At 61.5% G+C, this 20,364-nt stretch carries 26 protein-coding genes and 3 pseudogenes; 16 read left to right on the top strand and 13 right to left on the bottom strand.

Annotated features, from left to right (window positions below; all coding sequences use genetic code 11):
- Positions 1 to 16 precede the first annotated feature (16 nt).
- The 5 genes and pseudogenes from HFO99_RS06970 (at position 17) to HFO99_RS06990 (ending at position 4,103) form a co-directional block, all read left to right on the top strand.
- A complete protein-coding gene (locus HFO99_RS06970) occupies positions 17 to 685 on the top strand; it encodes an amino acid ABC transporter permease (RefSeq protein WP_017991876.1) in 669 nt (222 codons plus the stop codon).
- A gap of 10 nt (positions 686 to 695) precedes the next feature.
- A complete protein-coding gene (locus HFO99_RS06975) occupies positions 696 to 1,337 on the top strand; it encodes an amino acid ABC transporter permease (RefSeq protein WP_222360166.1) in 642 nt (213 codons plus the stop codon).
- Positions 1,338 to 1,392: 55 nt separating this feature from the next.
- Positions 1,393 to 2,156: pseudogene (locus tag HFO99_RS06980) on the top strand (amino acid ABC transporter ATP-binding protein).
- Positions 2,157 to 2,200: 44 nt separating this feature from the next.
- Positions 2,201 to 3,268 (top strand): Gfo/Idh/MocA family protein, encoded by a 1,068-nt coding sequence (locus HFO99_RS06985; protein WP_222360168.1) that lies wholly within the window; start codon positions 2,201 to 2,203, stop codon positions 3,266 to 3,268.
- 4 nt (positions 3,269 to 3,272) lie between these two features.
- Positions 3,273 to 4,103: a shikimate dehydrogenase family protein gene (locus tag HFO99_RS06990; RefSeq protein WP_222360170.1), complete on the top strand. Its 831-nt coding sequence runs from the start codon at positions 3,273 to 3,275 to the stop codon at positions 4,101 to 4,103.
- Positions 4,104 to 4,161: 58 nt separating this feature from the next.
- Here HFO99_RS06990 and HFO99_RS06995 read toward each other — a convergent pair whose 3' ends face one another.
- Positions 4,162 to 4,929: an SDR family oxidoreductase gene (locus HFO99_RS06995; RefSeq protein WP_168305704.1), complete on the bottom strand. Its 768-nt coding sequence runs from the start codon at positions 4,927 to 4,929 to the stop codon at positions 4,162 to 4,164.
- Between the two features lie 86 nt (positions 4,930 to 5,015).
- On the opposite strand from HFO99_RS06995, the pseudogene HFO99_RS07000 reads away from it, so the two are divergent.
- Both HFO99_RS07000 and HFO99_RS07005 read left to right on the top strand, forming a co-directional pair.
- Positions 5,016 to 5,382, top strand: a pseudogene (locus HFO99_RS07000) (type II toxin-antitoxin system RelE/ParE family toxin).
- On the top strand, positions 5,366 to 5,689 hold the full coding sequence (locus HFO99_RS07005; protein ID WP_222360172.1) for a helix-turn-helix domain-containing protein: 324 nt from the start codon (positions 5,366 to 5,368) through the stop codon (positions 5,687 to 5,689). Before HFO99_RS07000 ends, HFO99_RS07005 begins: the two are co-directional and overlap by 17 nt.
- On the opposite strand, the gene HFO99_RS07010 is transcribed toward HFO99_RS07005, so the two are convergent.
- The 5 genes from HFO99_RS07010 to pcaD all read right to left on the bottom strand — a co-directional run bounded on the left by HFO99_RS07010 (position 5,686) and on the right by pcaD (position 9,513).
- A complete protein-coding gene (locus tag HFO99_RS07010; RefSeq protein WP_222360174.1) occupies positions 5,686 to 6,732 on the bottom strand; it encodes a 3-carboxy-cis,cis-muconate cycloisomerase in 1,047 nt (348 codons plus the stop codon). The genes HFO99_RS07005 and HFO99_RS07010 overlap by 4 nt on opposite strands.
- A gap of 197 nt (positions 6,733 to 6,929) precedes the next feature.
- A complete protein-coding gene (gene pcaG, locus HFO99_RS07015; protein ID WP_222360176.1) occupies positions 6,930 to 7,541 on the bottom strand; it encodes a protocatechuate 3,4-dioxygenase subunit alpha in 612 nt (203 codons plus the stop codon).
- 2 nt (positions 7,542 to 7,543) lie between these two features.
- Complete coding sequence (pcaH, locus tag HFO99_RS07020) at positions 7,544 to 8,293, bottom strand: protocatechuate 3,4-dioxygenase subunit beta (RefSeq protein ID WP_222360178.1); 750 nt, start codon at positions 8,291 to 8,293, stop codon at positions 7,544 to 7,546.
- A 9-nt stretch (positions 8,294 to 8,302) separates the two neighbouring features.
- Positions 8,303 to 8,707 (bottom strand): 4-carboxymuconolactone decarboxylase, encoded by a 405-nt coding sequence (pcaC, locus tag HFO99_RS07025; protein ID WP_222360180.1) that lies wholly within the window; start codon positions 8,705 to 8,707, stop codon positions 8,303 to 8,305.
- A complete protein-coding gene (pcaD, locus tag HFO99_RS07030) occupies positions 8,704 to 9,513 on the bottom strand; it encodes a 3-oxoadipate enol-lactonase (RefSeq protein WP_222360182.1) in 810 nt (269 codons plus the stop codon). Before pcaD ends, pcaC begins: the two co-directional genes overlap by 4 nt.
- Before the next feature lie 453 nt (positions 9,514 to 9,966).
- Between pcaD and pcaQ the strand changes: the two genes are divergently transcribed.
- The 5 genes from pcaQ to HFO99_RS07050 all read left to right on the top strand — a co-directional run bounded on the left by pcaQ (position 9,967) and on the right by HFO99_RS07050 (position 12,868).
- A complete protein-coding gene (gene pcaQ, locus HFO99_RS07035; protein ID WP_222360184.1) occupies positions 9,967 to 10,884 on the top strand; it encodes a pca operon transcription factor PcaQ in 918 nt (305 codons plus the stop codon).
- A gap of 65 nt (positions 10,885 to 10,949) precedes the next feature.
- Positions 10,950 to 11,246 carry a hypothetical protein gene (locus HFO99_RS33340; RefSeq protein ID WP_261323040.1) on the top strand — a complete coding sequence of 99 codons (297 nt, stop codon included), beginning with the start codon at positions 10,950 to 10,952 and terminating at the stop codon, positions 11,244 to 11,246.
- On the top strand, positions 11,240 to 11,500 hold the full coding sequence (locus tag HFO99_RS33345; protein ID WP_261323052.1) for a methyltransferase family protein: 261 nt from the start codon (positions 11,240 to 11,242) through the stop codon (positions 11,498 to 11,500). Before HFO99_RS33340 ends, HFO99_RS33345 begins: the two co-directional genes overlap by 7 nt.
- A gap of 178 nt (positions 11,501 to 11,678) precedes the next feature.
- On the top strand, positions 11,679 to 12,200 hold the full coding sequence (locus HFO99_RS07045; RefSeq protein WP_222360186.1) for an MbcA/ParS/Xre antitoxin family protein: 522 nt from the start codon (positions 11,679 to 11,681) through the stop codon (positions 12,198 to 12,200).
- Positions 12,197 to 12,868, top strand: coding sequence for an RES family NAD+ phosphorylase (locus HFO99_RS07050; RefSeq protein WP_222333717.1), 672 nt, complete (start codon positions 12,197 to 12,199; stop codon positions 12,866 to 12,868). The genes HFO99_RS07045 and HFO99_RS07050 overlap by 4 nt, the downstream gene beginning before the upstream one ends.
- Positions 12,869 to 12,908: 40 nt before the next feature.
- On the opposite strand, the gene HFO99_RS07055 is transcribed toward HFO99_RS07050, so the two are convergent.
- Positions 12,909 to 13,550, bottom strand: coding sequence for an alpha/beta family hydrolase (locus tag HFO99_RS07055; RefSeq protein ID WP_222360187.1), 642 nt, complete (start codon positions 13,548 to 13,550; stop codon positions 12,909 to 12,911).
- 70 nt (positions 13,551 to 13,620) lie between these two features.
- Between HFO99_RS07055 and HFO99_RS07060 the strand changes: the two genes are divergently transcribed.
- Entirely contained in the window at positions 13,621 to 13,803 is a 183-nt protein-coding gene (locus HFO99_RS07060; protein ID WP_222333715.1) for a hypothetical protein, read from the top strand.
- 529 nt (positions 13,804 to 14,332) lie between these two features.
- Here the strand turns inward: HFO99_RS07060 and HFO99_RS07065 are convergent.
- Genes HFO99_RS07065 through HFO99_RS07075 form a run of 3 tightly spaced genes read right to left on the bottom strand, consistent with a single transcriptional unit; the run spans position 14,333 to position 15,756 of the window.
- Complete coding sequence (locus tag HFO99_RS07065; RefSeq protein WP_196766988.1) at positions 14,333 to 14,953, bottom strand: glutathione S-transferase family protein; 621 nt, start codon at positions 14,951 to 14,953, stop codon at positions 14,333 to 14,335.
- Positions 14,946 to 15,431: an SRPBCC domain-containing protein gene (locus tag HFO99_RS07070; protein ID WP_017968254.1), complete on the bottom strand. Its 486-nt coding sequence runs from the start codon at positions 15,429 to 15,431 to the stop codon at positions 14,946 to 14,948. Before HFO99_RS07070 ends, HFO99_RS07065 begins: the two co-directional genes overlap by 8 nt.
- Positions 15,412 to 15,756 carry an ArsR/SmtB family transcription factor gene (locus tag HFO99_RS07075; RefSeq protein WP_164575646.1) on the bottom strand — a complete coding sequence of 115 codons (345 nt, stop codon included), beginning with the start codon at positions 15,754 to 15,756 and terminating at the stop codon, positions 15,412 to 15,414. The genes HFO99_RS07070 and HFO99_RS07075 overlap by 20 nt, the downstream gene beginning before the upstream one ends.
- 254 nt (positions 15,757 to 16,010) lie before the next feature.
- Between HFO99_RS07075 and HFO99_RS07080 the strand changes: the two genes are divergently transcribed.
- From HFO99_RS07080 to HFO99_RS07085, 3 genes and pseudogenes are all read left to right on the top strand, one after another.
- Positions 16,011 to 16,271 carry a DUF982 domain-containing protein gene (locus tag HFO99_RS07080; RefSeq protein WP_017968256.1) on the top strand — a complete coding sequence of 87 codons (261 nt, stop codon included), beginning with the start codon at positions 16,011 to 16,013 and terminating at the stop codon, positions 16,269 to 16,271.
- 48 nt (positions 16,272 to 16,319) lie between these two features.
- Positions 16,320 to 16,412, top strand: a pseudogene (locus HFO99_RS33350) (nucleotidyl transferase AbiEii/AbiGii toxin family protein); the annotation flags it as partial.
- Between the two features lie 152 nt (positions 16,413 to 16,564).
- On the top strand, positions 16,565 to 17,266 hold the full coding sequence (locus HFO99_RS07085) for a DUF899 family protein (RefSeq protein WP_222360189.1): 702 nt from the start codon (positions 16,565 to 16,567) through the stop codon (positions 17,264 to 17,266).
- Positions 17,267 to 17,286: 20 nt separating this feature from the next.
- Here HFO99_RS07085 and HFO99_RS07090 read toward each other — a convergent pair whose 3' ends face one another.
- From HFO99_RS07090 to hutU, 3 genes are all read right to left on the bottom strand, one after another.
- Positions 17,287 to 17,916 carry a J domain-containing protein gene (locus HFO99_RS07090; protein ID WP_026154580.1) on the bottom strand — a complete coding sequence of 210 codons (630 nt, stop codon included), beginning with the start codon at positions 17,914 to 17,916 and terminating at the stop codon, positions 17,287 to 17,289.
- A 175-nt stretch (positions 17,917 to 18,091) separates the two neighbouring features.
- Positions 18,092 to 18,667: a HutD family protein gene (locus HFO99_RS07095; protein WP_222360191.1), complete on the bottom strand. Its 576-nt coding sequence runs from the start codon at positions 18,665 to 18,667 to the stop codon at positions 18,092 to 18,094.
- A gap of 5 nt (positions 18,668 to 18,672) precedes the next feature.
- Complete coding sequence (gene hutU / locus HFO99_RS07100; protein ID WP_222360193.1) at positions 18,673 to 20,346, bottom strand: urocanate hydratase; 1,674 nt, start codon at positions 20,344 to 20,346, stop codon at positions 18,673 to 18,675.
- Between the last annotated feature and the right edge of the window lie 18 nt (positions 20,347 to 20,364).

Here is a 20,364-nt window from a genome sequence, read left to right on the forward strand (position 1 = left end):
GACCGGAAGGATCGCCATGAACTATAAGTTGGATTTCACCCCGGTCATAGATGGCCTGCCGAGCCTTTTGCTTGGCTGTCTCGGGACATTCTTGCTTGCCATTTGTGGGATGCTGCTGGCGATCATCATCGGAATTGGCGGCGTTGCGCTGCGCGACTCTGCGCTCAAGCCGGCGCGATGGCTAGTCATCGCCTTCGTCGAGTTGATCCGCAACACGCCGTTCCTGGTCCAGATCTTCTTCATCTATTTTGCGCTTCCGCTTACGGGCATCAGGCTAGATCCGACGCCGACGGCGATTATCGCGCTCGGCATCAACGGTGGTGCCTACGCCATCGAAATCATTCGCGGCGGCGTTCAGTCGATCCCGAAGGGACAGATGGAAGCGGGGCTCGCCCTTGGTCTGCACAAGGCTCAGGTCTTCCGGCTGATCATTCTCAAGCCGGCATTGCGGGCGATTTATCCGTCGCTGACGAGCCAGTTCGTCCTCCTGACGCTGACAACCAGCATTGCATCGGCGATTTCGGCCTACGAGCTGACCTCCGTATCGCAGCGCATCGAGTCGGAGAGCTTCCGCAGCTTCGAGGTCTACTTTACGGTCACGGTTTTCTATTTCGTGATCTCCTGGCTGATGATGCGCATCTTCGCGCTGTTTTCGGCGCGCTACTTCAAATATCCGGTCAAGTAGGAGGAATTCCATGGGTCACGACGAATTCGTCTTCCTCCTGATCGGCCTGAAGTGGACCGTGGTCCTGTCCGCCGTCGGCTTCGTCTGCGGCGGCATTGCGGGGCTCGGCGTCGCCCTTGCGCGCGCCTCGGGCATCCCGCTGCTGGAACGCGTCACCGCCGCCTATATCGCCGTCTTCCAGGGTACACCGCTGCTGATGCAGCTTTTCGTCGTCTATTACGGCCTGGCGCTGGTCGGGCTGATGCTCGATGCCTGGGTGGCCGTTGCGATCGGCCTGACCCTGCATGCGAGCGCCTATCTGGGCGAGATCTGGCGCGGATCGATCGAAGCGGTTCCGCGCGGCCAGACGGAAGCGGCAAAGGCTCTCAGCCTCAGATACGTCTCGCGCATGAGGGATGTCATCCTGCCGCAGGCGCTGCGCATCTCGCTGCCAGCCACGGTCGGCTTCCTCGTGCAGTTGATCAAAGGCACCTCGCTTGCGTCGATCGTCGGCTTCACCGAGCTGACGCGGGCCGGCAACATCATCTCCAACCAGATCTTCCAACCGCTGACGGTCTTCGGCATCGTCGGCATTCTCTATTTCCTGATGTGCTGCCCACTGACGATCCTTGGCGCGCGCCTCGAACGAAAGTTTGCCGCCTCTGCGCGCTGATCCGCATCGCCCCATTCTTCGACGCGGTCCAGCCCGCCAATATGGAGTTCTACTGATGACCAGTCCCAGTCCCGCTCAAGAGGCAGAAACCATGATCACCATGGAGCGGGTGGAGAAGTGGTATGGCGCTTTTCAGGCCCTGCGCGACATCAACATATCGGTTCGCAGCGGCGAGAGGATCGTCTTGTGCGGGCCTTCCGGCAGCGGCAAGTCGACGCTCATTCGCTGCATCAACCATCTCGAGACCTACGAAAAAGGGGAAATCCGCGTCGGCGGGATTCTTCTCGGCAATCAGGCCAAGACCATCGATGCGATCCGTCGCGAAGTCGGCATGGTCTTCCAGCAGTTCAATCTGTTTCCGCATCTGACCGTGCTGCAGAACTGCATGCTGGCGCCGATGAAGGCGGCCGGCGTCGGTAGGGCGGAGGCCGAGGAACGGGCACGCGGGCTGCTCGAGCGGGTCAAGATCCTGGAGCAGGCCGACAAATATCCGGTGCAGCTTTCGGGCGGTCAGCAACAGCGTGTCGCCATCGCCCGCGCGCTTTGCATGCGGCCGAAAGTGATGCTGTTCGATGAGCCGACGTCGGCGCTTGACCCGGAGATGGTCAAGGAGGTGCTGGATACGATGATCGCGCTGGCCGACGAGGGCATGACGATGATCTGCGTCACGCACGAAATGGGCTTTGCCCGCCAGGTCGCCGATCGCGTGATCTTCATGGCAGCGGCGCGATCGTCGAGGAAGCCCCGCCCGCCGAATTCTTCACAAACCCGCAGCATGAGCGAACCAGGAAATTCCTCGGAGAAATCCTGCGGAAGTAAGGGGTCTCAAGGTCGATGCCTCTGGCAAATTACGGGAGCCGGCAATGAAGCCGCTGGAGATTGCAGTCATGGGAGCCGGCCTCATCGGCAGGCGCCACGCCGAGCGCATCATGTCCGAGCCCGGAACCGCTCTCTCGGCGGTGATCGATCCTTCCGCCGCCGGTCGCGACTTTGCCGAGACTGTCGGCGCTCGATGGTACCGGAGCTTCTTGGACATCCGCGTCGAGGACAGGCCTCACGGCGTCATCGTGGCAACGCCGAACCAGCTCCACGTCGAGAACGGCATGGAGATCGTCGCGGCCGGCATCCCCGTTCTGATCGAGAAACCGATCGCCGACGATGTCGATGCTGCAGCAGCGCTCGTTGCAGCCGGCGAGAAAGCAGGCATAGCGCTGCTGGTCGGCCATCACAGGCGCCACAATCCGATGATCCAGGCGGTCAAACAGATCGTCAACGGCGGAAGGCTTGGCCGGATCATCGCGGTGCACGGCACGTTCTGGGTCGCCAAGCCCGACGACTATTTCGATATCCCCTGGCGGCGCGAAGCGGGCGCCGGCCCGGTCTTCGTCAACCTGATCCACGATGTCGATCTCTTCCGATATCTCTTCGGCGAGGTCGAAGCCGTCCATGCGATGGAATCGCACGCCGTGCGGAACCATGCCGTCGAGGATACGGCCGTCGTCACGCTGCGTTTCGCAAGCGGGGTTCTTGCAACCCTCAACGGCAGTGATGCCGTGGCCGCGCCCTGGAGCTGGGAGACGACCACCGGCGAAAACCCTGCTTTTCCCCGTTACGATCAATTCTGCTATCAGATCGGCGGCACCAAGGGTTCGCTCGGAATTCCTGATCTGACGCTTTGGACGAGCCCTTTGAGGCCCGACTGGCTGGAGCAGCTTGCCCAGGAGCGGGTGCCTTACCAAGCAGCCGATCCCCTTTGCGTTCAGCTCAGACATTTTTGCGACGTCATTCGTGGCGATGCCACGCCTCTGGTGAGTGGTCGGGAGGGCCTCGCAACGCTCAGGGTCGTCGAAGCGATCAAGAGATCGGCGCGCTGGGGACAGATGATCCACCTCTCTAACGCCAGCGCCTCTTCCGATCCCCAGAAAGTCTGACCACATGATCACCGGGACGACCAAACTCATCGCTCACCTCGGCTATCCGACGGAGTCCTTCAAGGCCCCCCTGATCTACAATCCGTACTTCGAGGAGAACGGAATTGATGCCGTCGTCGTGCCGATGGGCTGCAGGCCGCAGCACTATCCGGCGTTTCTGAAGCTTCTGTTCCGGTTGTCCAATATCCACGGTGCTCTGATCACGATGCCGCACAAGATTTCGACGATGGCGCTGCTCGACGAAACGTCGACCAACGCGAAAGTCGCCGGCTCGTGCAATGCAGTGCGTCTTGGTTCGGACGGCAGGCTGATCGGTGACATGTTCGATGGCGAAGGCTTCGTTCGCGGCGTATTGCGCAAGGGTAAGAAGGTCGAAGGAGCCCATGCGCTCATTGCGGGTGCCGGCGGCGTCGGCTCGGCGATCGCGGCGTCCTTGGCACAGGCGGGCGTGGAGCATCTCGCCATCTTCGACCCCAATGAGACGACCGCGACCGCGCTGCTGGACAGGCTGAAGAAATATTATCCGCAGCTTCAAGTGACGGTCGGCTCCGCCGATCCAGCGGGTTTCGATATCGTCGTCAACGCGACACCCCTCGGCATGCGACGGGGCGACCCGTTGCCGATCGATATCGACCGCATCTCGCCTTCGACCTTCGTCGGCGAAGTCGTGATGACGAAGGAGATAACCCCTTTTCTCGAGGCCGTGCGAGCGCGCGGCTGTGCATTTCAGGTTGGGACGGACATGTTGTTCGAACAGATCCCCGCCTATCTCGAATTCTTCGAATTCCCGACAACGACGGCCGACAATCTGCGTGCCATCGCCAAACTCGGATGATGCGAATTCAGAGCATGATGCCGAAAAGTGTGAGCGGTTTTTCGGACGACATCCTGTTCTAGAGCGAGGCGGTGATGCCGCCATCGACGGTCAGCATGTGGCCGTTGACGAAGGAGGAGGCATCCGAGGCGAGGAAGACGGCGGCGCCGACAAGCTCCTTGACCTCGCCCCAGCGGCCCGCCGGCGTGCGGGTTTCCAGCCAGCCAGAAAACTTGGGATCGTCGACAAGCGCCTGGTTGAGCGGCGTGCGGAAATAGCCGGGCGCGATCGCATTGACCTGCAGGCCGTATTTCGCCCAGTCGGTGGCCATGCCGCGCGTGAGGTTCTTCACCGCGCCTTTGGTCGCGGTATAGGGCGCGATACCGGGACGGGCGAGTTCGGCCTGGACGGAGGCGATGTTGATGATCTTGCCGCGGCCGCGCGATATCATCGCCTGGGCGACCGGCTGGCTGACATAGAACAGGCTGGAGACATTGGTCTTGAAGATCTCGTCCCATTTGTCGACCGGGAAGTTCTCCAGCGGTGTGCGAAACTGCATGCCGGCATTGTTGACGAGGATGTCGATCGGGCCGATCTCGGCCTCGATGTAGGTGATGGCGGTGCGGCTGGCCTCCGCATCGGTGACGTCGAAGGCGGCGCTGACCGCATGGCGATGGCTGCGACGGATATCCTCGGCGGCGGCCTCCGCCTTCTGCGCGTTGCGGCCGTTGATGATGATCGAAGCGCCATGCTCGGCAAGCCCGACTGCCAATGCGCGGCCGATGCCCTGGCTGGAGCCGGTGACGAGGGCGCGGCGGCCGGAGAGATCGAAGAGGGGGAAGGTCACGAGGCTGCTCCGTTGAGGGAAGAAAAGCTTGCAAGCCGAGGTCACGCCCGTCTTGATAAGTATAGCACCTGGTGCTACATAAACCCATGGTCGGGCGCACATACAAAACGGGTTGGTTTACCAAGGCGGCGCGCAAGGCGCATATATCAGATTCGGAATTGCGTGAAGCTATCAGGCAGGTAGCGGAAGGCAAGGCCGACGATCTGGGCGGCGGTGTCTTCAAGAAGCGTCTGAAAGACAACCGTCATCGTTCGATCGTCTTGGCGAATGCCGGACGGTTTTGGGTGTTCGCCTATCTTTTCGCCCAAGAAGGATCGTGCGAATATCGATGACGCGGAGCTACTGGCTTTCAAGGCGCTTGCTGCTTTGTACCGCAAGAAAACAGCATCCGATATCGAAACCGAACTTCGAGCCGGTGCGCTCGTGGAGGTAGATGATGAAGACGAAGCGTAATTTCAAAAGCGATGCTTTCGAAGCGATCCACAGTTCAGTCGAGGCCATGTACAACGCCGGCACAATCGACAAGGAAACGATGCGCTCCTTCGACGAAAGTTGCCTCGTTTCGCCGGGCGTTCTCGATCCTGAAGAGATCAAGGCACTGCGGGAAAGCAATCACGTAAGCCAGCCCGTTTTCGCACGATATCTCAATACCAGCGAATCCACGGTGCAGAAGTGGGAAAGCGGTGCCAAGCGGCCGAGCGGAATCGCGCTGAAGCTGCTCTCGATCGTGCAGAAGCACGGGCTTCAGGTTCTGAGCTAAAGCGATCCAAGCCGCCTGATATTCCCCGTCAGCTCCTTCGCCAGCCGCAGGCTGGCGGCGGTTGCTATCGTCATTTGCGGCAGCAGCAGCCATTCGAGCGTCCAGGCAGCGCCCGAGCGTTCCTGTTCATGGACGAGGGACTGGTGGACGCCCGATAAAGCAGTGGCGTTGAAGCGGGCGAGCGAGACGAGGACCTCGGCGGAAATGGGGTTTTGCTTGTGTGCCATGGCCGACGAGGTGCCACCGCCCGAGATTTCGATCTCATCGCCGGCCTGGGCAAGCAGCGCGATATCCTGCCCTATCTTGCCGAGACTGCCTGATATCGACGCGAACAGGCCGGCAATATCGGCGATCGGCAGACGCCCGCTCTGCCATTGCGGTGCATCTGTGAGGCCGAGTTCCTGGGCGAGCGAGGCACGGATGGCTGCGGCCTGCGATCCGAGCTTGTCCAGTGTTCCGGCCGCACCACCGAACTGGACAGGAAAGCTCTGTTCGGTCAGGCGGTCGCGATAGGTCGTCAACGGTGCGCGCCACGCATTGAGGCGATCGGAGACGGTGATAGGGATTGCCGCCTGCATGCGGGTATGACCCATCAGCTGATTCCGGCCGAACTGGCCGTCCAGCGCATCGAGCCCTGCGGTAATGGTGGAAAGCCGGCCGGCAAACAGGAAGACGACGGCCTTCAGGCGGATCATCAGGCTGGTATCGATGACATCCTGGCTGGTGGCGCCGAGGTGCAGGCTTTTTGCCGCTTCCTCTCCGACATCGGTGCGCAGCTGCTTGATGAGGTCGGGAACGACGACACCGTCTCTTGCCGTTGCCGATCGAAGACTGGACATATCCGGCGAGAAGGCGGTGCAGGTGTCAGCGATGCGCCTTGCGGCTTCGGCAGGAATGAGGCCATGAGCGGCTTCAGCCTTGGCGAGCGCGGCCTCGAAGGAGAGCATGGCCAGGATATCCGCCTCGGCGGAGAAATAGGGCGCGATTTCGTCGTCGCCGAGCAGGCCGGAAAGGAAGGGGTGGTCGAAGGGCGATGCGGTCATGATTGTCTCGGTTTGTGTGGCGGCCCCCTCATCCGGCTGCCGCCACCTTCTCCCCGCTGGGGAGAAGGGACTAGAGGCGGCGTCCGCGCTTTATGGGCAGGTGATCTCGGTGGGCACGTCCCCTCTCCCCTTGGTGAGAGGGCAGGTGAAGGGAGGTTACTTGCACAGTGGCCAGCAAACAAGCCGCCACCATGCCCTCAGATATCGAGAAACACCGTTTCCTTCGGACCCTGCAGGTGGATGTCGAAATGGCAGGTCGCGCCGTCGCGGGTGGCGACCATCGTTGCGACGCGCTCGCGATGTTCGATGCGGGAAAGCAGCGGGTCGGCGGCGTTGGCTTCCGTCTCCTCGGGGAAATACATGCGCGTGTGCAGGCCGATATTGATGCCGCGGGCCACGATCCAGAAGGTGATGTGCGGGGCTTGTCTGCGGCCGTCCTTGAAGGGGACACGGCCGGGCTTGACCGTCTCGAAGCTGTAGACGCCGTCCTCGGCACGGGTTGGGCAGCGGCCCCAGCCGGTGAAATTGGGATCGGCGGCGCCGCGCATTTCAGACGGGCTGTTGTAGAGGCCGGCGCTGTCGGCCTGCCAGATCTCGATCACCGCATCGCGCACCAGCGCACCGGCGCCATCGAGGATCCGGCCGGTGACGGTGATACGCTCGCCGAGCGTCTTGTCGTTGACCATCTCCATGCCGAGATCGGTGTCGTAGACGCCCGCGATGTCGCAGAAATTCGGCGTCAAGCCGATATGGACGTAGGGGCCGGCCGTCTGCGACGGGGTTTCCTTGAGGTAGCCGAGCTGCTGCATGGTCAGTTGCCCTCCAATTTGTTTTCGAACATCGTCGAGCGACGGCCGCGCAGCACGATATCGAATTTATAGGCACGTGAATCCATCGGAATGGTGTTGCCCCAGTCGAGCGGCGCGATCAGCTGCTCGATCGCCGCCTTGTCGGGGATCGTGCCGACGATCGGACATTTCCAGATCATCGGATCGCCTTCGAAATACATCTGGGTGATCAGGCGTTGGGCAAAGCCGTGTCCGAAGATCGAAAAATGGATATGGGCGGGACGCCAGTCGTTGATCCCGTTCGGCCAGGGATAGGCGCCGGGACGGATGGTGCGGAAATGGTAGCGGCCGTCCTCGTCGGTGATGGCGCGGCCGCAGCCGCCGAAATTCGGGTCGATCGCCGCCAGATAGGTTTCCTTCTTATGGCGATAGCGGCCGCCGGCATTAGCCTGCCAGAACTCGACCAAGGCGCCTGCAACCGGCCTGGCGCGCTCGTCGAGCACGCGGCCATGGACGATGATGCGTTCGCCGATCGCACTTTCGCCGGGCCGCGCGTAGTTCAGGATCAGGTCGTTGTCGAGGTCTCCGATCATCGAATGGCCAAAGACCGGACCGGTGGTCTCGGAAATCGTGCCGTCGAGCGACAGCAGCGCGCGCTGCGGCGCGCGCAGCACGGAGGTCTTGTAGCCGGGGGTCAGCGCCGGCGCATGCCAGGCGCGGTCGCGGGCGAAGAAGCCGCCGGTCTCGGGCTTGCGGTTCGGTCGTTCGGACATTTTCCTCCCTCAGGCCGCCTTTTCGGCGTCCATCTGTTCAAAAGCCTGTTTTGCGATCTTGATCGCGTGATTGGCGGCGGGAACGCCGGCATAGATCGCCACATGCAGCAGCGCCTCGCAGATGTCCTCGCGGGTCGCCCCCGTATTGACAGTGGCGCGCACATGCATGGCGACCTCGTCGTCCTGGCCCAGCGCCGCAAGCAGGGCGATCGTGACGATCGAGCGCTCGCGCTTCGTCAGCCCCGGGCGCGACCAGACATGGCCCCAGGCAGCTTCGGTGATCAACTCCTGGAAAGGGCGGTCGAACTCGGTCGCAGCAGTGGCGGCGCGGTCGACATGGGCGTCGCCGAGCACGGCGCGGCGGGTCGCCATGCCCTGCCGATAGCGCTCGGAGGAGGGCGCGGTCTCATTCATGGGCTGACTTCTCCGGACGGAATGGATGTGAGGAAGGCGCGGATGATCGCCGTTAGCGCCTCCGGCTGCTCGACGCAGGGAATGTGCGCGCAATCAGGGATGACCTCGTAACGGGCGCCTGATATCAGCTTCGCGGTCGAAAGCACGAGATCGGGCGGCGTCGAGCCGTCCTGGTCGCCGACGATGCAGATCGTTGGCACAGTGATCGTCTTGGCGATTTCGGTGAAATCGGCATCGCGGATCGCGGCGCAGGCGGCGAGATAGCCCTCGACGGGCTGGCGCGTCAGCATGTTGCAATAGCCGGCATAGGCGGTGCTCTCGGGCCGCCGGAAGGCGGGCGTGAACCAGCGTTCCATGATGGCATCGACGATGCTGCTGATCCCATTTCTCTCGACGGCGGCGATGCGGGCGTTCCAGCTCTCCGCCGTGCCGATCTTAGGGGCGGTGTCGCAGAGGATCAGCGCGCGGACCAGGTCCGGCCGGCGGTGATAGAGCGACTGGGCGATGAGGCCGCCGACGGAGAGGCCGCAGATGACGGCATTCTTGACCGACAGCAGATCGAGCAGGCCGGCGAGATCCGTCGCATGGTCTTCGATCGATGAGGGGAGCTGGCCGACATCGGAAAGGCCGTGGCCGCGCTTGTCGTAAAGCACGATGGCAAATTCACCGGCAAGCCGCATCACGACGTCGCGCCAGATGCGGAAATCCGTTCCCAGCGAATTGGTAAAGACGATCACCGGCCTGTCGGCAGGGGCGCCAATGACCTGATAATGGATCGTCACGTCGTTTATGCGGGCGAATTGCACGTCGATCTCCTCCCTCATCAAATCAGTTCAGCCGGAGGGCCGGCATTTGGTTTAACTGACGGACGGCATTCCTGACTCAGGCGTCTGCGCCATGAATGGCTCCTCCCGCCTGCCTCACCCTCCGTCATGCTCGGGCTTGACCCGAGCATCCACAACGCATCCACCAGCAGCAGCGGGCATGGATCCTCGGGTCAAGCCCGAGGATGACGGAGAGTGGGGTTAGCCCTCTTGCCAAACTTGCCCCGGCCTATCGAGGCAGACCGCATCCGGTGCTTCACTAAGCCTCCCTGGATTATAGAGGATTTCACAAAGAATGATGCGCGCTTCAAAATTTTAGAGTTCTCGCCGCCCATCCAACGGGACAGGTAGATTCCGGCTGGAAATTGAATGATTGATCCGGTTAAGTAAAATGATATTTATTGGCGTTTCGATAACCCTGGAGTTATGTGAACAATGATCGACAGCCGGGTCAAGTTCCGCCATCTGCAAACCTTTGTCGAGGTGGCGCGGCAGAAGAGCGTCATGAAGGCCGCCGAATTGCTGCATGTCAGCCAGCCGGCAGTCACCAAGACGATCCGGGAACTGGAACAGGTGCTGGGGGTCGATGTTTTCGAGCGCGATGGCCGCGGCATCAAGATTACCCGCTACGGCGAGGTCTTTCTGCGGCACGCAGGCGCTGCGCTGACCGCCTTGCGCCAGGGCCTCGATTCCGTCTCGCAGGAGCAGTTTTCCGAGGCGCCGCCGATCCGCATCGGCGCGCTGCCGACGGTGTCATCGCGCATCATGCCGCGGGCGATGGAACTCTTCCTCAAGGAGAAGACCTGGAGCAGGGTGAAGATCGTCACCGGCGAGAACGCGGTGCTCCTGGAGCAGCTTCGTGTCGGAGATCTCGATATCGTCGTCGGACGTCTGGCCGGCGCCGAGAACATGGCGGGCTTTTCCTTCGAACATCTTTATTCCGAGAAGGTGGTGTTTGCCGTGCGCGCCGGCCATCCGCTGCTCGACGGCCGGCAACCGCTGTTTGCCGGCGTCGCCAACTATACGGTTCTGATGCCGACGCGCGGTTCGATCATCCGGCCGGTGGTCGAAAATTTCTTGATCGCCAACGGCGTCTCCAGCCTGCCGAACCAGATCGAGACAGTGTCGGATTCCTTCGGCCGCGCATTCCTCAGGGCAAGTGACGCGATCTGGATCATTTCCAACGGCGTCGTGGCCGGCGATGTCGCCGACGGGCGGCTGGCGCTTCTGCCGGTCGATACCGGCGAGACCAAGGGGCCGGTCGGCTTGACGATGCGCGCCGATGCCGTGCCGTCCCTACCGCAATCGATCCTGATGCAGACGATCCGCGAGGCGGCAGGCACGGTATCCTGAGATAACGGAGGTCGGACCGATGGGCGATCAGAAAAGATCTGGGCAGGCGGGCGACGGAAGCGACGGTGAAATTCGTCGCGGTGCTTTCGGTGATGATCTTCGTCGCGGCAGGCTCGCTGTCCTATTGGCACGGCTGGCTGTTCCTTCTCAATTTTTGCGGCTGGATCATCGCGACGACAGCCTATTTCCTGAAATATGACCGCGCTTTGCTGGAACAGCGACTGCATGTCGGGCCGCGCGCGGAGCGGCAACCCATGCAAAAGCGTATTCAGCTTTTCAACAGCGTCGTGCTGATGCGCTCTTCATCGGCTCGGCGCTCGATCATCGGTTCGGCTTGTCGGCCGTTCCGGTGCCGATGGTAATTTTCGGTAATCTGCTGGTCGCGGTCGGCTTTTACGGCTGCTTCCTCGTCCTGCGGCAGAACAGCTTCGCCTCGGCGACGGTCGAGATCCGTAGGGATCAGCGACTCATTTCGAGCTGGCTCTATAGCGTCGTGCGCCATCCAATGTACGCGCCGGCGCTGGTGCTCTTCTCAGGCATGCCGCCGTCGTTCGGCTCGTATTGGGGCCTGCTTGCTATCCCTCCCGCCTTCGCCGGACTGCCGGCTGCTGGATGAGGAGAAGCATCTGACGAGAGACCTGCCGGGCTACGCCGAATACCGCCGCAAGGTCCGCTACGGCGGCTGCCTGGACTATGGTGGCGCCAAAGCCGGCAGTCCGCTGGACCCACCTCTTTAAATTTGATTGATGAATGCCCAGATTTGGACTATGTCTAGTTCAAGACGGGAGGCCTTTATGCAGCATGCACGACGGGAGCACCGAGAAGGCCAAGGGCCACAGCGACTGAAAACCGAGCGGTTTGCTCCGGCAAACCGCAAGAGGCTAAGCGCCCCGGCCTTGCGAACCTTTCTGGCGATCGCCGATCTCTGGGGGCTGACGGAAGAGCAGCGGCTGCTCGTGCTCGGTTATCCCTCTCGGTCGACCTATCACAATTGGGCCAAACAGGCGCGCGAGCACGGCGCCTTCACGCTCGATGTCGATACGCTGACCCGCATCTCGGCCGTGCTCGGCATCCACCAGGCCCTCGGCGTGCTGTTTTCCGATGAACGCGCCGGCGTCGCCTGGCTGCGCACATCGCATCAGGCGCTCGTTTTCAGCGGGCGTCCGCCGCTTGATATCGTGACCAACGGGACCCAGGACGGGTTGATGACCGTCCGCCGCTTTCTCGATGGCGCGCGAGGCGGTCTCTATATGCAGCCGAATGCGCTCGACGAAGCGTTCACGCCCTACGAAGACGCGGACATCGTCTTCCGGTGAGGGATCGTTTTGCCCAGGCGCCGCGTCCGTCGTACCGGCTGATCCCCTCGCAATTTCCGCCCATCGGGCTTTTTGAGACGGTGACGCGGGCGGCCGATCTCGAAGCCGTGATGGAGCTCGTCGGCTGGACCAACGACCGCCTGGTCGCCGACCGTATCCAACGGCTTCCCGAGGACCAATGGGTTTATGGCATTGCCAACGCCAGTATTGTGATGGCGGCATTCCTGCATGTCGCGCCGGGAGGAATGCGCTTCAACGGCCCTGATCTCGGCGCCTGGTATGCCGCCGACGATCTCAGGACAGCCGCCGCGGAGGTTGGCCATCATCTCAGGCGCGAAGTTTACGCGCGCGGCGTCGCGACGATGGCGCGCACCTATCGAAGCTATTCGGCCAGTCTGATTGGTGATTACCTCGACATTCGCGGCGAAGAGAGGCTGCGGCCCGATGTCTATGACGGCACCAGCTATGCGGCATCGCAGGTGCTGGGGGAAGAGGTGCGCTCGAGCGGCGGCGCCGGTATCCTCTATGATAGTGTCCGGCTGAGAGGTGGAGTGGCCATCGTCGCCCACCGGCCGCGCAATATTCGCGACGTCGTCCAGGCCGACCACTTCGAAATCACCGTTTCCGCCACCGACCGACGCATCGATGTCAGGAAGCTTGCAGCCTGATGGCGGCAGCCGCGGGCGGGCGCCGGGATATGGGTGATGCTCAAACCGGCAATCGTTCGGCCCATGTCTTCACCGCCTTCGCCATCGTGGCGAGGTGATCGGCACTGGAGAAACCGGAGATCGACTTGCGTGGCTTGAGGTCGTGGTCGCCATCCTCCAGCCAGAGGATCTCGATCCTCTCGGACAGATCGTAGCCCGGCACCTCGTCCCGCGTGCCGAATTCGTCGCGGGTTCCCTGGCAGATCAGGGCGGGCGTCGTCAGCCCTTTGAGATGGCCGGTGCGCAGCTTCCCCGGCTGGCCGGGCGGATGGAAGGGATAGCCGAGGCAGAGCAGGCCGGCGATCTTCCTCCGGCGATGAAGATCGTCGGCGACCATGCTGGCGACCCGGCCGCCCATCGACTTGCCGCCGATGATAAGCGGGCCGCTGGCCCCGAGTTCGGCAATCGCCGCCTCGTATTCGGGATTGAGCGTTTCGGCCCGTGGCGGCGGCTTGCGGCCTTCCGAGGTGCGGCGGGCAGCCATATAGGCGAATTCGAAACGAGCCACACGGAAGCTGACGCCGGCGAGCGCATTTGCGGCTGCTGTCATCGATGCCGAATCCATCGGCGCGCCGGCGCCATGCGCAAGAAGGATGGTGAAGCGCGCACCCTGAGGCCCCTGCAGCAGAAACCTGTCAAGCATCGGTAGTCCTCCATCCCATCGCCGGAACCATGTCCACGGCCGTGACTTCTTCCTGGAAAGGAGACTGACAATGTCGACGAATGATCAAAACGTAAAGCCCGAGCAGCGGCGACCCAAGGATGTCGGCGTCGTTCCTGAAAAGCCGGAGCCCGCCGACGCAAAATCGATGGCGCCGCCGGCGGTGCAGCCGGCTGGGGTCAGGGACAAAAGCGAACGACCTGTGGTTAATCCGATCACCGGGGTCGCCTCCTGATCGACAGAGCATGAAAAAGTGTGAGCGGTTTTCGGACGACATTATGCTCTAACCGTTTGATTTAGAACAGGACTCAGGTTTTAAGCCGACCCGGCCTAAAATCATCCTGTTCTAGGATCAATCGTCGTGCGGAACCGGCTCTTGAAACGCCGGCGGAAAGGGTCCATATACCCGTCCTGCCTGAAAAATGGATGCGCGTGGTATCGACGTCGTCGAACTGTTCGTTGTCCGACAGGATAAGGGCGCTCCCCGCAAGGGTCGAGCGCCCTTTTTGCTTTTCAGTCCTTGCGCATATCGCCGCTTTCTTCTTGTCGTTTAATGGCGGAAGAGATTTCAGCGGCGGAGAAGCGGGGCCCCGTGGATTGGATGAGTGAGCGATCATCGGCAGAACTTGTAGAAATGTGGGCCGGAAATAATAAGCACGGAACGGCTGTAAACTATCTCTACCTGGGGGCAGCGCGTCAAATCGGTCGTCAAAGCCACGTTGAACAATCAGCCACGCCAGCCAAACGGAGACAGCCGCACCTTGTTACGCCGGGAAAGGGTTTCGCCACGCATCTAGTTGTTCAAGCCGTTCGTACCACGCCTGTATATGCCTGAACTCGGAAAGTGGAATCTCAGCAGAAGTCGCATAAGGAAGTGCAGCGGCTAGTGCGAAATCTGCGACAGTCAGTGTCTTCCCGACCGCAACGCTGTTCGTGGCCAAATGATCGTCGAGCACGCGAGCATGGAGGCGGAAACTCGTCTTCGCATCTTCGACCACGGCGACGTCAGGCTCGCCGCCGAACAACGGCTTGATCAAGGTTTCAAACCACAGCGTTGCCCCGTGCCGGGTGAAATGACTGGCATCCCAACTCAACCAGCGCAGCACGTCGATCTGCCGGTGGTCATGCGGCCAGAAATCCGAGGCAACTCTGTCAGACAACCGGCACATGATGGCATTCGCTTCCCACAAGGTTCCGCCATCATCCTGCAGCACAGGGACTTTCCCGTTCGGGTTAAGAGCCAGGAATTCAGTGGTGCGCTGTTCTCCGCTTGCCAGGTCAATCCTTATGAACTCCACGTCGGCTTTAAGAAAACGGGCAGCGGCGCAGGCCTTCCGAGGATTGAGCGTCTCGCAATAGTAAAGCTTCATCGCCGCCTTATTCATGATCCGGCCTTTCGGATTCAGCCCCCAGAAAAACGCCAAGTCGCTCGAAGCTTTGCGACCAACCACCTTCATGACCCTCAAGTGACGATGCGCTTTCAAATCCACTTTGCCGAAACGTCATTTCCGTGCCTCCGTCGCTTTCCTTTAGCGCAATCGTGACCACCGTTTCCGGGCTCGTTTCGCCGGTTCCGATTTCCCAGGCATGTGTGAAGACAAGCCTGTGCGGAGGCTCGACCTCAAGGTATTTTCCGCTAACCCAGTGCTCCTCTCCATCTGGCGCTATCAGACAGGCGCGGTGTCTACCGCCGGGCCAAACTTCAAGCTGGTCGCCCACCGCCTTGAAACCGTGAGGACCGCTCCATTGCGCTAGCGCTTTCGGGTCGGTCCATGCCCTGAAAACGAGATCGCAGGGGGCATTGAACCTTCGTACAAAAACCAGATCGCGAGCATTGTCAGTATCAGTCTTCGGATTTGTCATCTTCGTATCCTTGTACCTTGGACAAATAGCCATCGAGACGATCGAAGCTCTGATCCCAGAAGCGTCTATAATCGCCAATCCAATCAGAAATTTTCTTCAACGCGTCCGGCTGAAGTTCGCGGGGACGCGAAGTCGCTTCACGGCCGGAGCGGATCAATCCGGCCTGTTCCAGGACCTTGAGATGCTTTGAGATGGCAGGCTGAGACAACTCGAAGGGATCTGCGAGTTCGGCCACGGTCGCCTTGCCGTTAGCAAGCCGCTCAAGGATTGCTCTCCTTGTTGGGTCTGAGAGTGCGGAGAAAATCGAATCGAGGCTGCTATCCATATATCACCATGTAGCTATATAACCGAAGAGATATATTGCTTATGGCGGCGTGTCAAGGCCATCTTGCGCGACCGTTTCCCTGCCAACAGGTGCCCATGCTGACGCTGGCGACGCTGGGGCGGCTAGAGCGGCCATTAAGAAACGTTCTCCTTTCCATTATGCGGCCTCCGAAACGAGCTTCGGCATGCCAGCGAAGATCGCGGAACGGTTCTTGCACGGTTACTAATATGTTTACTGTGGGGAGACCTAATGTCATGAAGTGGCGCACATCCGAAGAGTTTGCCCCTCTGATGCTCGTCGTGAGTGGGTCGGAAAAATACAAGCTTGTCGCAACCCTTTTCCAGGCTGCCGAGATGCTGACCGTTGGCTGGCCGATCGACGACGGAGAAGAATATCTTATAGCGATTAGAGCGTGCCGAAATGCAATTCATGGGGAAATTCCGGCTCAGGACGCGCGAGCAGCGCTTATCCGTGCCGCCGACGAAGCTGGCATTCCGGTGATCACCGTTCACTGAGTTTCGCAGCCGACGGTGAAATGAGTTCACGGGGCGGCGTCCTCTCGGAAGGGCGCAATGCTGATCATGAGCTGGTTCGATGGTCCGCATTTCGGAACGCGAGATCTTGATCTGCTGGGCTTTGGCGATCCGGGCGCTGAGCCGGCCAAAGCGCGGGGCGAATATTTTCCGTCGGCTCTGTCGATTTTCGCATCAGCCGATCGTCCTTGTAATGATGTGCTGGCACCGCGGTCGTGGCTTCAGCACGTCCTTGGCGCGTCTGAGACGCGCGGCAATAGAAGGAGGATATCATCATGGATAATCAACATCTGGTCCCCGCCGCCGTGCTTGCGGCCAAGAACGTCGTCCGGTTTCCCAATGAGAGCCAGGCGTATCGCAGCGCCCGCGACGCGCTGCTGGCCGAAGAGATCGAATTGCGCCGGCACATCGAGCGCGTGGCAAGACAGCGCCGGGCGCTGCCGCCGGGCGGCGAGGTGACGAAAGACTACCGCTTCCAAGGCAGCGATGGGCCGATCTCCTTTGCCGAGCTCTTCGCCGACAAGGATACGCTGATCGTCTACAGCTACATGTTCGGCCCGCAACGCGAGCGCCCGTGCCCGATGTGCACCTCGCTGCTGTCGGCCTGGGACGGCGAAGTGCCTGACATCCAGCAGCGCGCCGCCCTTGCTGTCGTCGCCCGCTCGCCGATCGAAAGGCTGCTGGCCTTCAAGAAGGAGCGCGGCTGGCATCATCTGCCGCTTTATTCCGACATGACGGACGACTACAGCCGCGACTATCACGCAATCGGCAGGGATGGCAGCGATGACGCCGCCTTCAACGTATTCACGCGGCGCGACGGCACCATCCGCCATTTCTGGAGCCAGGAGATGGGCGGTGTGACGGCCGATCCCGGTGAGGATCCGCGCGGCGCGCCCGACCTGATGCCGCTCTGGACCGTGCTCGATGCGACGCCCGAAGGTCGGGCACCGGACTGGTATCCGAAGCTGGCTTATTAAGATCAGCCGCGTCTACGCCGTCAGCCGGTGGAGCGGTTTCTTGAGGCTTCGACCCATTCGATGCTGGTAACCGCGTCATCAGACAGCGGCGGCGGATCGATGTCGTAGACATAGCCGGAGAGCATGTCGGCGGCGCGTTCCGCCGCCTTGATCTTCGCCTCGGTTTCCGCGACCGCCTTGGAGATTGCTTCGATGCGGGCGCGGAACATGTGGGCGAGCACATCGCGGCCGGACTGCTTTTCCAGCCGTTCCAGATGCAGTCCGATGCGCGAGGCGTGGCGCTCCAGCTCGCTCTTGCTGAAACGCGCCTTTCGCAGTTCTTCGGAAAGACTGTCCTGCATGACGGCCACGGGATCGAAACTTCCGGGTGCGCGCTCGTCGAGCACTGCATCGGTGACGAGCTTCTCGATCATCACCAGCGCCTGCAATTCGGCCGCATCGGCGAATTCGACGTCGTAGCCGGTATCGTCGTAGACCTTGCGCCGGACCGGATCGAGAAGCAGCCCATAGGCTTTCTGCAGATGGGCAAAGGCTTCCGAATCGCCACCCGAATCGGGGTGGGCGACCTTCGCCAGGCGCCGATAGGCGGCCTTCAGCTGCGCCTCGTCCGCATCGCGTTCAACGCCGAGAATATCGTATGGATCCGTCACGCCTGCTCCCTTGCTCCCCGGCACGTTGCGGGCAGTCTAGGTCTTCTTCTGCATCAGAAGGGCGAAGTTTAGACCGAAACGAGGAATGACGTCCATGGCCCGAGATGGCGATGGTTTATGCACACGCTTCGCCAAATCCTCAATTGCTTAATGTTTTCAGTTCGTTGTTCGAAGATCAGGCTGTGGTGATCAAAGCGAGATAACATCTGGCTTCGCCATCGATTTCCAGCACGGTTGCGGCCGTATCCGTCACCAGCAGCGCATCGCCGGCCGCAAGCGCGCCGGTCTCGCCGTCCCGCCGGAATGACAATGCGCCGCGATGGCAAAGCAACAGGCATGTCGAGGGCGGCAGGGGCACGGTTTTGCTGCCATCGACGTCGATGCGGATCAGCGTATGGCTAAGCCGGCCACGGCGCGTCATGACGTTGAGATCGGTGATTGTTCCGTCCTCGAGCCTGGCCGCGACAGGGATATCCGCCGGGAAGGCCAGCGGATCGCTCGCCGTTGTCAGCGGCACCGAAGATCTGCCTTCCACATCAAGCACCATGCCGTTGCCATCAAGGATCGCCAACGTGCGGTCGATGCCGGGAAAGATCGAAAACGGGCCATCTTCTGCGACCGTTGCCATGCTGATGCGCCACTCGAAGTCGTTGATCGACGCGTCCGGTGGAAAGACGGCGATCTCCACCGTCTCTCCCTTGCCGTTTTTCCAGGGCATGCGTTTGTGATCGCCTGCGCGCAGGATCCTCACCGGGCTCAGTTCCCGAGAATGCCGGGCAAGCGCAGGCCCTTTTCCTTGGCGCAGTCGATGGCGATCTCATAGCCGGCATCGGCGTGGCGCATGACGCCGGTCGCCGGATCGTTCCACAGCACGCGCTCGAGGCGTCTTGCGGCATCGTCCGTGCCATCGGCGCAGATGACCATGCCGGAGTGCTGCGAGAAGCCCATGCCGACGCCGCCGCCGTGATGGAGCGACACCCAGGTGGCGCCCGATGCCGTGTTGAGCAGGGCATTGAGCAGCGGCCAGTCGGAGACGGCGTCGGAACCGTCCTTCATCGCTTCAGTCTCGCGGTTCGGCGAGGCGACGGATCCGGAGTCCAGATGGTCGCGGCCGATGACGATCGGGGCGGAGAGTTCGCCTGTTCTCACCATCTCGTTGAAGGCGAGGCCGAGCTTGTGGCGGTCGCCAAGACCTACCCAGCAGATGCGTGCCGGCAGGCCCTGGAAGGCGATGCGCTCCCTGGCCATGTCGAGCCAGTTGTGCAGGTGCTTGTTGTCAGGCAGCAGCTCCTTCACCTTGGCATCCGTCTTGTAGATATCCTCCGGATCGCCGGAAAGAGCCGCCCAACGGAAGGGGCCGATGCCGCGGCAAAACAGCGGGCGGATATAGGCCGGCACGAAGCCCGGGAAGGCAAAGGCGTTTTCGAGGCCTTCGTCCTTGGCGACCTGGCGGATGTTGTTGCCGTAGTCGAGTGTCGGCACGCCGGCATTCCAGAAGGCGATCATCGCTTCGACATGCTCGCGCATCGAGGCGCGCGCCGCTTTTTCCACGGCCTTCGGATCACTTTCGCGCTTTGCCTTCCACTCACCCATCGTCCAGCCTTTCGGCAGGTAGCCGTTGATCGGGTCGTGGGCCGAGGTCTGGTCGGTGACGATATCGGGGCGGATGCCGCGACGGACCATCTCCGGCAGGATTTCGGCAGCATTGCCGAGCAGGCCGACAGACTTTGCCTCGCCGGCCTTTGTCCAGCGGTCGATCATCTCAAGCGCTTCATCGAGCGTCTCGGCCTTGGCGTCGACATAGCGGGTGCGCAGGCGGAAATCGATCGAATCGGGATTGCATTCGACGGCGAGGCAGCAGGCGCCGGCCATGACGGCGGCGAGCGGCTGGGCGCCGCCCATGCCGCCGAGCCCGCCGGTCAGGATCCATTTGCCCTTGAGATTGCCGCCGTAGTGCTGGCGGCCGGCCTCGACAAAGGTCTCGTAGGTGCCCTGCACGATGCCCTGCGTTCCGATATAGATCCACGAGCCGGCCGTCATCTGGCCGTACATGGCAAGGCCCTTCTTATCCAGCTCGTTAAAATGATCCCAGGTCGCCCAATGCGGTACGAGGTTGGAGTTGGCGATCAGCACCCGCGGCGCATCCTTGTGGGTGCGGAAGACGGCCACCGGCTTGCCGGATTGGACAATCAAGGTTTCTTCTTCCGTCAGCGTCTTCAGCGTCGCGACGATGCGGTCGAAATCCTCCCAGGTGCGGGCGGCGCGGCCGATGCCGCCATAAACGACCAGCTCGTTCGGATTTTCGGCGACGTCTGGGTCGAGATTGTTCATCAGCATGCGCAGCGGCGCTTCGGTCATCCAGCTCTTGGCAGTGAGATCGTTGCCGCGGGGCGCGCGGATTTCGCGGATATTGTGGCGTGGATTGTTCATGGCGGTTCCCCTGTTCTC

Origin of the sequence: Rhizobium leguminosarum (genome assembly GCF_019798305.1) — a bacterium.
Taxonomy (GTDB): Bacteria; Pseudomonadota; Alphaproteobacteria; order Rhizobiales; family Rhizobiaceae; genus Rhizobium; species Rhizobium leguminosarum_U.

Excerpts from the sequence above, each read along its gene's own strand:
- HFO99_RS06970 (WP_017991876.1), top strand. The coding sequence starts at position 17 with ATGAACTATAAGTTGGATTTCACCCCGGTCATAGATGGCCTGCCGAGC.
- HFO99_RS06975 (WP_222360166.1), top strand. The coding sequence starts at position 696 with ATGGGTCACGACGAATTCGTCTTCCTCCTGATCGGCCTGAAGTGGACC.
- HFO99_RS06985 (WP_222360168.1), top strand. The coding sequence starts at position 2,201 with ATGAAGCCGCTGGAGATTGCAGTCATGGGAGCCGGCCTCATCGGCAGG.
- HFO99_RS06990 (WP_222360170.1), top strand. The coding sequence starts at position 3,273 with ATGATCACCGGGACGACCAAACTCATCGCTCACCTCGGCTATCCGACG.
- HFO99_RS07005 (WP_222360172.1), top strand. The coding sequence starts at position 5,366 with ATGAAGACGAAGCGTAATTTCAAAAGCGATGCTTTCGAAGCGATCCAC.
- HFO99_RS07010 (WP_222360174.1), bottom strand. The coding sequence starts at position 6,732 with ATGACCGCATCGCCCTTCGACCACCCCTTCCTTTCCGGCCTGCTCGGC.
- pcaG (WP_222360176.1), bottom strand. The coding sequence starts at position 7,541 with ATGCAGCAGCTCGGCTACCTCAAGGAAACCCCGTCGCAGACGGCCGGC.
- pcaH (WP_222360178.1), bottom strand. The coding sequence starts at position 8,293 with ATGTCCGAACGACCGAACCGCAAGCCCGAGACCGGCGGCTTCTTCGCC.
- pcaC (WP_222360180.1), bottom strand. The coding sequence starts at position 8,707 with ATGAATGAGACCGCGCCCTCCTCCGAGCGCTATCGGCAGGGCATGGCG.
- pcaQ (WP_222360184.1), top strand. The coding sequence starts at position 9,967 with ATGATCGACAGCCGGGTCAAGTTCCGCCATCTGCAAACCTTTGTCGAG.
- HFO99_RS33345 (WP_261323052.1), top strand. The coding sequence starts at position 11,240 with ATGGTAATTTTCGGTAATCTGCTGGTCGCGGTCGGCTTTTACGGCTGC.
- HFO99_RS07045 (WP_222360186.1), top strand. The coding sequence starts at position 11,679 with ATGCAGCATGCACGACGGGAGCACCGAGAAGGCCAAGGGCCACAGCGA.
- HFO99_RS07055 (WP_222360187.1), bottom strand. The coding sequence starts at position 13,550 with ATGCTTGACAGGTTTCTGCTGCAGGGGCCTCAGGGTGCGCGCTTCACC.
- HFO99_RS07060 (WP_222333715.1), top strand. The coding sequence starts at position 13,621 with ATGTCGACGAATGATCAAAACGTAAAGCCCGAGCAGCGGCGACCCAAG.
- HFO99_RS07065 (WP_196766988.1), bottom strand. The coding sequence starts at position 14,953 with ATGAATAAGGCGGCGATGAAGCTTTACTATTGCGAGACGCTCAATCCT.
- HFO99_RS07070 (WP_017968254.1), bottom strand. The coding sequence starts at position 15,431 with ATGACAAATCCGAAGACTGATACTGACAATGCTCGCGATCTGGTTTTT.
- HFO99_RS07075 (WP_164575646.1), bottom strand. The coding sequence starts at position 15,756 with ATGGATAGCAGCCTCGATTCGATTTTCTCCGCACTCTCAGACCCAACA.
- HFO99_RS07080 (WP_017968256.1), top strand. The coding sequence starts at position 16,011 with ATGAAGTGGCGCACATCCGAAGAGTTTGCCCCTCTGATGCTCGTCGTG.
- HFO99_RS07085 (WP_222360189.1), top strand. The coding sequence starts at position 16,565 with ATGGATAATCAACATCTGGTCCCCGCCGCCGTGCTTGCGGCCAAGAAC.
- hutU (WP_222360193.1), bottom strand. The coding sequence starts at position 20,346 with ATGAACAATCCACGCCACAATATCCGCGAAATCCGCGCGCCCCGCGGC.